The organism is Pseudoduganella namucuonensis (genome assembly GCF_900116645.1).
Lineage (GTDB): Bacteria > Pseudomonadota > Gammaproteobacteria > Burkholderiales > Burkholderiaceae_D > Rugamonas > Rugamonas namucuonensis.
The window spans coordinates 212,640-224,079 of record NZ_FPBO01000010.1; the positions used below are offsets into that span (position 1 = coordinate 212,640).

The window sequence follows — 11,440 nt, forward strand, 5'->3', positions numbered from 1 at the left end:
TCCCATAATTGATGAAAAGGCGACGTTACACATGTCCAAATTGATGAAATGCGCGGGCTGGCTGCCGATTGCGCTGGTGCTGGCGCTGGCCGCACTTCCGGCCGGCGCCGCGGAGCGCCGCCTGACAGCGGACTGGCGTTTCATGGCCGGGGAGTTGGCGGGCGCCGAGCAGCTTGACTTCAACGACGCCGCATGGCGCAAGGTGGCGGTGCCGCATGACTGGTCCATCATGGACAAGGCCGACGGTTCGCCGCCCTTCGATCGCGCCGTCGCGGGTGGGTGGGACACGGGCTACCTGCCTGGCGGCACCGGATGGTACCGGCGCGACCTCAGCTTGAGCGCGGCCGAGGCAGCCGGTGTGGTGCGGCTTCATTTCGAAGCGGTCTACATGGATGCCGAAATCTGGCTGAACGGCGCGAAGGTGGGGCAACACCGCTACGGCTATACGGCATTCACCCTGGACCTGACGGGCAAGGTGCGCGCCGGGCGCAACGTGATCGCGGTGCGGGCGCGCCACAAGGATCCGTCGTCGCGCTGGTACGCCGGCTCCGGCCTGATCCGTCCCGTGACGCTCGAGCTGCTGGACCCGCTGCATATCGATCCGGACAGCGTGTCGGTGGCAACCCCGCGCGCCAATGCCCAGCGCGCCGCCGTCGATGTGCGCGCGACACTGCGCAACGGCCGCGCGAAGGCGCAGCGGGTCGAGCTGTTCACGGCCGTGACCAGCGCCGACGGCAGCGAGACAGTGGCCCAGGCCAGCGGCCGCTACCTGGTGCCGGCCAACGGGCAAGTCGACGCGGCGCAGGCGCTGGCGGTCGACCATCCCAAACTGTGGGGCCTGTCGGCGCCGCACCTGTACGTGCTGCGCCAGGAAGTGCGCGTCGGCGGGGTCGTGACCGACGTGCGGCGCACCCGCTTCGGCATCCGCACCATTGAGGTGGACGCGCAGAACGGCTTGCGGGTCAATGGCGAGAAGGTATTGCTGCGCGGCGGGAATATCCACCACGACAACTACATGCTCGGCGCCGCCGGCCTGCCCGCCGCCGACGCCCGCAAGGTCGCGCTGATGAAGGACGCCGGCTACAACGCCATCCGCAGCTCCCACAATCCCGCCAGCCAGGCGACATTGAATGCCGCCGATGAGCTTGGGATGCTCGTGATTAACGAAGCGTTTGACATGTGGCGCAAAGGCAAACGGGGCGCCGACTATTCGCGCTTCTTCGACAGCGACTGGCAGCAGGATGTGGACAGCATGGTTGTCAGCGGCCGCAACCATCCGAGCGTACTGTTCTGGAGCATCGGCAACGAGATTCCGGAGCAGGGCACGCCCGAGGCCGTGCAGACCGCGCGCCAGCTGGCCCAGCGGGTCCGCCGCCTCGATCCGACCCGCCAGGTGACGCAGGCAATCAGCAGCGAGGCGCCGGCCATCGCCGGCGACTTCGCCGAGCTCGATGTGGGCGGCTATAACTACATGGCTCATCTGTTCGAACGCGACCACAAGAAATTCCCGGCGCGCGTGATGTACACCGCCGAATCCCTGCCCAAGGCTGCCTTCAGCTACTGGCGCGCGGTGGAAACCCAGCCGTGGGTGATCGGCGATTTCGTGTGGACGGCGATCGATTACCTTGGCGAGAGCGGGATCGGCTGGATGGGCTACAACAAGGACTGGTGGACTATCGGGCCGTATCCCTGGCACCTTGCCTATTGCGGGGAGATCGATGCGACCGGGCGCAAGCGGCCGGCCGCCTATTATCGCCAAGTGGTCTGGAAAACCGGCATCGATCCGATTTCTGCCTTCGTGGCCCAGCCGGCGGGCACGCAGGACCTGCCCGGTCGCGACCTGTTCCACACTGTGCGGCCGCGCAACGACTGGGCGCACGACGAGGTTCATCCAAGCTGGTCCTGGGCGGGACAGGAAGGCAAGCCGCTCGATGTGGTGGTGTATTCGGAATTCTCCGAAGTCGAGCTTTTCCTCAATGACCAGAGCCTGGGTCGCCAGAAAGTGGATGTCGGCAGCGAATACAAGGCCCGTTTCACCGTGCGCTATGCACCGGGCCGCCTGGTGGCCGTCGGCTACAAGGACGGTAAGGCTGCCGGCCAGTGGCAATTGCGCACGGCGGGGCAGCCGGCATCGTTCAAGCTTGCTGTTGACCGCCCGCAGCTGAAGGCCGATGGCGCCGACGTGGCCTATGTGACGGTCGAACTGGTCGATCGCGACGGCGTACCCATCTATGCCCGCGCCGGCGACCGCAAGGTCAAGTTCAGTGTGACCGGGGCCGGCGCGCTGGGCGGCGCGGGGAACGGCAATCCGATCGATGTTTCCAGCTTGCAATCGGGCGAACGCGTCACTTTCCACGGCAGGGTGGTGGCGGCGATTCGTACCGGCGTTGCGGCCGGCCCGATTTATTTGGAAATCGCCGCTGAAGGTATGCCGGTCCAGCGCATGCGGCTCGATGCGGTGACGCCTTGAAGCACTCCGCAGGGCAGTACCGCCTCACATAAGCACCAGACCGATGCTGATTGCGACGAACCCGATATCCAGTTTCAAAAGTAGCGTCAGCACAGCCAGCGCAATCAGGCCGGCAGGCGACAATCGCGGCTATGGTGTCCTTCCGGTAAAGCTGCATGAATTCGCTCGCCTTTGATGGTATTGGTTTACACCGTTGTTGCCGCTTGCCCGATTTTCATTTTCAGCTTACGTTCCACCGCAACCCTCGCTACGATGGGTTGCATGGAAACCATCCTGAGCCACCGACACCGGGCCGTCACCCACAGTGACGTGATCTTCATCCGCCAGCTCATCGCCGACCATCCCGCGTCGAGCCGGCGCGACCTGTCCAAGAAGCCATGCATGGAACTGGGTGCAAGCGAACGGCGCGTTGCGCGACATGGTGTGCCGTGGCCTGATGCTGGAACTGCACAGGGAGGGCCACATCGAATTGCCGCCGGTGCGTTACCTGCGCAACAACCCTTTGGCCCGGCGCACCAAGCCGGCACCGGCCGAGATCGACGACACGCCGCTGCACACCAGCTTGGCCGGGCTTGGCGCGCTTGAATTGCGACAAGTTCGGCGCACCCCCGACGAGGCCTTATTCAACAGCCTGATGGAGCAACACCACTATCTCGGCTACACCCAGCCGGTGGGCGAACATCTGAAGTACATGGCCTACGCCGGCGGCCGGCCGGTGGCCTGCCTGGCATGGAGTTCGGCGCCGCGCCACTTGGGCGAACGCGACCGTTTCATCGGCTGGTCGCCCGAGGCGCGGCTGAAGAACATCGGCCTGCTCGCCTACAACACCCGCTTCCTGATCCTGCCCTGGGTGGTCGTGCCGCATCTCGCGTCGCATCTGCTGGGGCGCGTGGCGCGCGAGATCGCGGGCGACTGGCGGCGCGCCTACGGCCATCCGGTCCACTACCTGGAAACCTTCGTCGATCCGCAGCGTTTCCGTGGCACCTGCTACCGCGCTGCCAACTGGATACTGCTGGGATTGACGACGGGACGGGGCAAGGACGCCACCAGCAGCAAGGCGAACCGGCCGCTCAAGCAGATCCTGGGCTACCCGCTGGTGAAGGATTTCCGGCAGCGCCTGGCGCATCCGGGTGCCAAATGAAGCCGCCCGAGCTCGTATCCGCCACGCAGGCCGAGCTCGACGAGATTCTGGCGCTGGCCAAGGCCGCCGCGTTTCCGCAACCGCAATACGAGCTGCTCGAACGGGTACTGACGACGTTCGCGTACGTGATGCTGGCCCTGCAAAATGCGAGGATGACGCTCAAGCGCTTTCGCCACATGCTGTTCGGCAAGCAAAGCGAGCGCCGCGCGGCCGTGTGCAAGGAGCTCGGCTGCCGCGCCGGAGATGAGCAGGAACAGGCCAGCGGGGTGGCTGCGGCGCCGAGCGCTCCCCCCGCCGCCGGCGAGCGCAAGCGCGCCAAGGGTCACGGTCGCAACGGCGCCGACGCCTATCCCGGCGCCACCGTCGTCGTCTGCACCCCCCCGAGCGTGCAAGCGGGCCAGCGATGCCCCGAGTGCGGGGTTGGCAAACTTTACCTTGCCGAGCCGAGGGTGGTGGTCAAGATGGCGGCCCAGTTGCCGATCGGCGCCACCATCTACCAGCGCGTCAGCGTGCGCTGCCGGCTATGCGAGGCGATCTTCACCGCGTCCCTGCCGGCCGGTGTCGACGCTGGCAAATACGACGCCAGTTGCGCCAGCATGATCGCCTTGCTGCGTTATGGCAGCGGCATGCCCTTCCACCGGCTCGACGCGCTGCAGTCTTGCCTGGGCGTGCCGCTGCCCGACGCAACCCAGTGGGACATCGTCTCGAAGGCGGTGGACGGCCCGCGCCAGGTCTTCGAGGAGTTGATCCGGCAAGCCGCCTAGGGCGAGGTGCTGCACAACGACGACACCCCGGCGCGCATCCTGGCCCTGATGGGCGAGCGCCGCGCGAAGGCCGAGGCGGCGGGCGATGTCATGCCCGCCGCCCGCGCGATCAGCACCTCGGGCATCGTCGCACTGCTGGGCACGCACAAGGCGATGTTGTTCTTCACCGGTCCCGAGCATGCCGGCGGCAACCTGGCGCGCGTGCTGGCGCACCGGGCCGCGGCGCTGGCGGCGCCGATCCAGATGTGCGACGCCCTGACGGCCAATATGAAGGGAGACTTCAAGACCATCCTCAGCCACTGCATCGCCCACGGCCGCAGGAAATTCGTCGAAGTGGCCGAGAACTTCCCCGCGCCGTGCCAGCACGTGATCGACAGTTTGGCCCGGCTGTACCGGAACGACGCCCATTGCAAAGAGCGGCACATGAGCGCCATGCAACGCCTCGACCACCATCGCGGCAACAGCGCGGCCTTGATGTTGCGGCTCCATCTCTGGATGTACAAGCAATTGGCGCACAAGCAGGTCGAACCGAATAGCGGCCTGGGCCAAGCCTTGCGCTACATGCTCAAGCACTGGCCGGCGCTGACGCTGTTTCTGCGGGAGCCGGGCGCCCCGCTGGACAACAACATTTGCGAGTTGGCCTTGAAGAAGGCGATCTGCCACCGCAAGAACTCGCTGTTTTACCGAAGCAAGCGCGGGGCCGAGGTGGGCGATATTTACATGAGCCTGATCTTCACGTGCCAGTCGTGCGGCGCCAACCCGTTCAGCTATTTGCAGGCATTGCAAAAACACGCCACGGCGGTGGCGCTGGCGCCGCAGCGATGGCTGCCTTGGAACTACCTGGCGGCGCCGCCAAGCGGCGCGTGAGCGATCGTTTACCGCGCCGTGCGTAGCGCCCGCCACGGCGGCGGCACGCTGGCCCGGGTCGGATCGCCGCCCATCAGCAGCACCTGCAGTTCGCATGCTTCGAACGCGCGCGCCGGGGGCAGCCCATCCGGCCAATAGGCGAATTTGCCGCTCGACAAGCGCTTCTGGCACAGCCAAAAGCCATTGCCGTCATAGACCAGGATCTTGATCGCGCTGCGGCGCCGGTTCGCGAAGACGAACAGGCCGCCGTCGAAGGGATCGCTGGCCAGCCGTTGCCGGCACACGCCCACCAGGGCGTCGATCCCGGCGCGGAAGTCGACCGGCTCGACCGCCACCAGGATGCGCATGTGCGGCGTGACTTGAATCACCGCGCGCTCCAGAACGCGCCGGCCAGGACGGCCAGGGCGTCGCCGTTCGCCAACTCGACGCGCATCGTGCCGCCACGGCCATTGCGCATGTCGACGACGCACGCGGCACCGGCTGGCGCGGCCGCCGGCGGTGCGAACAGCTCGACAAACCGAACTTCGCACTTGCCGCCACGTCCGGCAGGCGTTTGGACAACGCCGCGCTCGAGGCGCTTCTTCAACCGGCCGGCATCGACACCCAATTCACGGGCCACGCGCGCCACGTCGTGCCGCCCCACCAAACCCACGGCCGCCGCCCACAATGTGTCCGTGACATGGGCGCCGCGCTTGCGCCCAGAGCGCCAAAGCGCAAAGCGCTGCTTGACCTGTTCAAGGCTCTCGTCGGATTGCTCGGCTTGTGCAGCCATCGTCGCCATCGTCATGTTCATCCCCATTCGTTTGAGTGCTATGGGGAATGACGTTATCAAGAGCGCCAAGAAAAATCATGCAGCCTTACCGGAAGGACACGATGAAAATGAACTTCCCGTCACTGTTCATCTATTGGCGTGGCACGGAGAGTAAGCGCCAAGTTTTGGTCGCGGTATTGTTCAAGATGTACGCTGATAAACTAGCCAAGGATCGCAGTTAACACGTGAACCTGCCAATTCCGGAATCTTGAACAGCGCGCGCAGGCCAGCCTGGCGGCCGCGCAGATACAGGGGCGGGCGCTGGCCGGCCGCGAGCCCCTCTGTCTTCCACCGTGTCTACAATGTCAGCGCATCCACATGCCCCCGGACCTCGCGGTCCGGCATGCCACGCACATCCTTGGCCGAGAATTCGCTGACCCCGCGCAGCTCGAACAGCGCCGCTCCGCCCTGCCCGCGCTGCAGATTGACGGCATGGAAGCTGACATCGTGGACATCGTCCAGCACGACCGCGGTGCGCCCCTCCGGCTGGACGTAGCCGACCTTGACGTGATGAACCTCGACTGCCTTCACGTGACGCATGTAAAACGCATACGACGGCGCCTTGCCAAACATGCCCGGCTCCGGATAGCCATTGGGAAGTTCGGGCGGCACCAGCGCGCTCCAGGCCGCCTCGCCGCCGCCCTGCGTTTCTATCTGCACATTGCTGATGCGAATATCCTCGATCGGATGCCCGATCAGCCCGGCGATGGTGCAGGCGTGATTGCGCAACGCACCGGAAACGACAATATTGCTGATATTGATGCGCTTGATGCTGCCCACCGGCGGCTTGTTCGGTCCGCGCAGGCGCGCGCCCAAGCGTATGAAGATTGGATCGTTCACCACATTGCGCATGGTGATGTTGGAAATCGTCATGTTCTCGATGTGCGAACCGTCCACGCTTTCGATCGCCAGGCCCTTGCACTCGTCGAAAATACAGTTCGTGATGGTGATGTGCTTGAAGTCGCCATTCGATTCGGTACCCAGCTTGATGCGGCCATATCGCCCCGACCGGTATTCCGGCGCACTGCGCTTGAAGGTGCCGTCAATCACGCTGCCCTCGTCGAAATTGCCCGACACCATGCAATCGGAGATCGTGATGTTTTCGCAGTGCTGGATGCGCCCCAGGCCGTAGCTGGCCTTGAGGCAAATCGCATCGTCCCAGGGCGTATTCAGCGTGCAATTCGTGACGCGCACGTTGGTGCACGCGTCGATGTTCATGCCGTCGCGGTTGGTGTCGATGGTCAGGTGGTCGACCAGCATATTGCGGCAGCCGGTCGCCAGTATGCCGAAATGGCCGCCATGCAAGATCGAGAAATCGCGCAAGGTCACGTTGCTGCACTCGCGCAGCGCGATCGCCTTGTCGCCTTCGCCGGGCTGGTCAGGCTCGGGGGTGTAGTAGCCGGTGTTCTTGTCGTGGCCGCTAACCAAGCCTTTGCCATGGATTAAGCCGCCACCCACGATGGCCACGTTATTGAGGCCAATGCCCCAGATCAGGCCGGTTTGCCAGTGGCTGTGGCCGTAGTCCTGATAGTTGCCGCCGGCCTCGTTCGGCTCGGGCAGATCGTAGCGCGCCACGCTCGCGTCAACCGCCTCGATCACCGCGCCCGCTTCCAGGTAGAGCGTGATCTTGCTCTTGAGCCTGATCGACGCCGACAGGTAGCGCCCCGGCGGAAAATAGACGGTGCCCCCGCCCGCGGCCGCCGCGGCGGCAATGGCGGCATTGACCGCCGGCGAGTCGAGCGTGCGGCCATCGCCCTTGGCGCCGAAGCGCTTGACGTCGAACAACGAGCTCGTCGGTATGGGCGGCGCCGCCAGCGCGCACGCCGGCAGCGCGGCAGCGAGCGCAACGGCCCGTGCCAGGAAGTGTCTGCGTGTAGGTGGCAAGGCGGCGGCAGTCATCATTGCCGTGCTCGGCAACAGCGGCTTGTGTGTTACGTGTTTAGTTTTCATTTCTTAATGACTCGCAAAAAAGGGGGCATCGTTTTTTTGGGGGCGTTGGCCGGCCGCCGTGTTGGTGCTCGTGGCGCTCAACTTCTCGCCCCCCCCAGTTAAGGACGGGTCAGCCGACCCGCCAATACAAGTTGTAGTAGCCGTGCGCGATTTTATGGAACGGCAGCAGTTCGTAACCATCTCCCAGGTCCGGCCCGCTCAGACGGAAAGCCAGCGCGCCAGTGCCGGGCCGGACCGCGCCGTCGAGGCCAGCGCCACCGAGGCGCAGCGGGAGGATCTCCAGCGGCTCCGTGAACGTTTTGTTATAAGACACGTTGTGCGCAACCAGATCGGCGCCGGGCGCCATGGCGGGGCCGGCCACGCGCGCCGCCAGCACCAGGGGCCCATACATGAGCGCTGCAAGCTTGGGTGCGTTCGGCAAGGGCGCCAAGTGCACATGCATCGGCAGATCGACATCGAGGACGTCGCCGTCGCGCCAGGTGCGCGCGAGCTCCACGTAGCGCCCGGCCTGGTCGCTGTCGATGAGTTTGCGCCCATTCAGGCGCACGCTCATCTGCCGGCACCAGCCGGGGTGGCGCAGCTTGAGGACGAGCTTTGTGGGCCGCTCCAGCCGCAGCGTCAATCGGCTGCCGCCGCGCTCGGGGAAACTGGTCGTCTGGCGCAGCCGCACGCCCTGGTCGGCCCATTGCAGATCCGACGCCATATACAGGTTCACATACAACACATCCCGATGATGGAAATAGATGGAATCGCCGTGCTTGGCGTGATTTTCCATCCCCGTGCCGGTGCAGCAGAAGAAGGAACGCTCATGCGTGCCGTAGAGTTTCGGATAGGTGCGCCGGGTGGCCTGGAAGTAGGTGAGTGCACCGCTGTCCGGATCCTGGGAGGCGAGGATGCCGTTGAACAAGGCACGTTCGTAAAAGTCGGCGTAGGCGGCCGATGGCCGCGCGGCGAACAAGGCCCGCGTCAGGCGCAGCATATTGTAGGTGCAACAGGTTTCCATGGTCGAGGCCGAGGCCAGGTGCTTCTCGAACTCGGTGGGCGGAAAGAAGTGCTCGTTGTCGCCATGCCCCCCCGTCGCAAACGAGCGCTGCTCGACCACGGTGCGCCAGAAGGTGAGCGCGGCCTGCCGGTAGTGCGCCTGTCCCGTGAGTGTGTGCAGCCGGGCGAATCCGATCACCTTGGGGATCTGCGTGTTGGCGTGCATGCCGTCGAGGGTGTCGCGCCCTTCGGCAAGCGGTGCGAGCAGTGTCCGGTGGCTGAAGCGTTCAGCCAGGCGCAGGTAGCGCGCCTCCCCGGTCAGCGTGTGCAAGTCGGCCAGCACTTCGCTCATGCCGCCGTGCTCCAGGTCGAGCATCTTTTGAAAGCGCGGCTCGTCGACCGGCCGCGCGGCCTCGTCGACCCAGTCGGCGATACGCACCAGCAGCGCGAGCGCCTGGGCATTGCGCAGGTGCACAAACGTGTCGCGCAGCCCGGCCATCAACTTGTGCAGCGTGTACCAGGGCACGCCAACGACGGGCCGGCCGGCCAGGCAATTGCGCAGTTGCGCATCGCCATCGGGGAAGCCGCACACCAGGCCGCTGGGCGCCGCTTCCTGGCAGGCGAGCAACTCGCCGATGATGTAGTCGATCCTGGCGCGCAGCTCCTCTCGTCCGGTGGACGCCCACATCATCGAGCAGGCGCTCAAGAAATGGCCCAGGGTGTGTCCCGGGCAAAGGCCCTCCGCATCCCATCCGCCGTACACCGGCGCCTTCGGAACGAGGCCCGCACTTTTCCGGTAATTGTGCAACAGACGGTCGCAGTTCAGCGACTCGAGGTAGCGCGCGTTGAGGCGCTGGGACGTGTTGAAAGGACCGTCGAGCAGCCGCACAGCCGACATGGGGAAAGGCTGCGCGGTTTCGCCTTCGGCGCCTTCCTCGCCGGCCAGGGGTGATGCAGGGAATTGGCGGGACATGTCCCGACCCTGCGTAACGCGCCCGTTTTCGCGATAGCGAAAATCTTTACCTTCTAGGGCCGGCATGCCAAGCAGCAGTGGCGCAGCGGCCATGGCCTGCAGCAGGCGGCGTCGATCGCGATCCGCCGGAAGCCTGCGGCCCCAGGCGTCGCCGGGGATTGCCGCGGTGCGGGAGATCTTCTGAAATTTCATGTGTATGCGGGTTAGTCGTTACTCATTATTTATCTTGGTACTTAATTCTGAACCAATCAAAATCCACATGTCCGCCGGTATTTTTTGTCGCATAGTTGAACAAGCCAAAGCGATACCCCATGAAATGCGGTATGGCGTAGGTCATTTTCAATGTGTCTCCGATGGGATTCCACACTTTTCCATCGATGCTATAAAAGAATTTTGCTTGGTCTTTCAGATCGGTAAAGTCGCAATCGATCCTTAAATAGACGTGGTTTTGTGTCAGCGGAACCTGCTGCACTTCCACAGGTTTATCCGAGCCGGCATTGACCATGACGATCCATTTCTTGCCATCTTGGACCTTGACGCCAACCTGCCCGAAATTTTTCTGGAAGGCGCTTAATCCCGCAAAATCCCCCTCCTTCATTTTGGAAGCGTCCAGTAAAGTCGAGCCAGTGCTCGTTGGGCCGATAGTGCGTTGCGTCAGTGTATTTCTTGCCTGTACAAACGAGGTGTCGATCCTGGCTGTTTTCAGCCGCAGATATCCCTTTCTTTCTTGCACGGACCAGAGCTTGTTATCCGGATTGTGATTCCATTGCCAAACCAGAGGTAACGCTTTTTGTCCCTTCTTGCGATCAAACTCATCGGAGGCAACCAAATTCGGAATCAAGCCTGTACTGGCAGGCAGGTCCAGCTTGTCCGGGGCTTTACCATTTTCACCCAACACGGGCCAACCGTCTTCCCACTTTACGGGAACCAGATAAGGGATCCGGCCGACAGAACCGTAATCGCGGAAGAGATAAGCAAACCAACGCCCATCGGGCGTGTCGATCAATCCGCCTTGAGCGATGCCCCTATCCTGCAGGGCAACTCTTCCTTCCCACGGGCCGTTGAGATTATCTGCCCTGTGTATGAGCACAGTCCGGCCTTTGCCCCTTGGTGCGGAAATATTAAATAAATAATATTTACCTTTTACCTTGAATAATTGGGATCCTTCGGCGTTCAGGTCGTATTCCGGGCCGCCTGGCGCGTCGGCGTTTTCGATGAGAACTTTCTCCGGAACGCCTGGTTTGACGCCCGTCAGATCGTCATTTAACTCAACGATTTTGAGTTTGTGCGCATCGTGAATGAGATAGGCTTTGCCATCGTCGTCGAAAAACAGGTTGCTGTCGTGGTACGCCGGTTTAAAGGAAACTCTTTTCCAATTCCCTTTTTCGATGTCTTTCGTTTTGAAAATATAGGTTTCACCGGTGGTCTGCGCAAACGTGGTGAGGTAATACATACCCTTATGGAAGCGCAGACTGCTGGCCCA

General features: G+C 63.5%; 9 protein-coding genes. 4 read left to right on the plus strand and 5 right to left on the minus strand.

The features are described from left to right. Window positions 1-31: 31 nt before the first annotated feature. The 4 genes from BM436_RS13445 to BM436_RS13460 all read left to right on the plus strand — a co-directional run bounded on the left by BM436_RS13445 (window position 32) and on the right by BM436_RS13460 (window position 5,242). A complete protein-coding gene (locus tag BM436_RS13445; protein ID WP_093556025.1) occupies window positions 32-2,470 on the plus strand; it encodes a glycoside hydrolase family 2 TIM barrel-domain containing protein in 2,439 nt (812 codons plus the stop codon). Window positions 2,471-2,861: 391 nt separating this feature from the next. After that, complete coding sequence (locus BM436_RS13450) at window positions 2,862-3,611, plus strand: DUF4338 domain-containing protein (RefSeq protein WP_218164849.1); 750 nt, start codon at window positions 2,862-2,864, stop codon at window positions 3,609-3,611. Further along, a complete protein-coding gene (locus tag BM436_RS13455; protein ID WP_093556026.1) occupies window positions 3,608-4,375 on the plus strand; it encodes a hypothetical protein in 768 nt (255 codons plus the stop codon). Before BM436_RS13450 ends, BM436_RS13455 begins: the two co-directional genes overlap by 4 nt. Window positions 4,376-4,381: 6 nt before the next feature. Further along, window positions 4,382-5,242 (plus strand): IS66 family transposase, encoded by an 861-nt coding sequence (locus tag BM436_RS13460; protein ID WP_093556027.1) that lies wholly within the window; start codon window positions 4,382-4,384, stop codon window positions 5,240-5,242. Window positions 5,243-5,250: 8 nt separating this feature from the next. Here BM436_RS13460 and tnpB read toward each other — a convergent pair whose 3' ends face one another. From tnpB to BM436_RS13485, 5 genes are all read right to left on the minus strand, one after another. Continuing rightward, entirely contained in the window at window positions 5,251-5,610 is a 360-nt protein-coding gene (gene tnpB, locus BM436_RS13465) for an IS66 family insertion sequence element accessory protein TnpB (RefSeq protein ID WP_143133109.1), read from the minus strand. Further along, window positions 5,607-6,035 carry a hypothetical protein gene (locus BM436_RS37060; protein WP_177307172.1) on the minus strand — a complete coding sequence of 143 codons (429 nt, stop codon included), beginning with the start codon at window positions 6,033-6,035 and terminating at the stop codon, window positions 5,607-5,609. The genes tnpB and BM436_RS37060 overlap by 4 nt, the downstream gene beginning before the upstream one ends. Before the next feature lie 315 nt (window positions 6,036-6,350). Next, window positions 6,351-7,955: a rhamnogalacturonidase gene (locus tag BM436_RS13475; RefSeq protein WP_177307174.1), complete on the minus strand. Its 1,605-nt coding sequence runs from the start codon at window positions 7,953-7,955 to the stop codon at window positions 6,351-6,353. Between the two features lie 157 nt (window positions 7,956-8,112). Beyond that, window positions 8,113-10,149, minus strand: a complete 2,037-nt coding sequence (locus tag BM436_RS13480; RefSeq protein ID WP_218164850.1) for a glycoside hydrolase family 127 protein — start codon at window positions 10,147-10,149, stop codon at window positions 8,113-8,115. Window positions 10,150-10,174: 25 nt separating this feature from the next. Beyond that, the coding region (locus BM436_RS13485; RefSeq protein WP_093556051.1) for a glycoside hydrolase family 43 protein at window positions 10,175-11,440 on the minus strand (1,266 nt) is incomplete at its 5' end.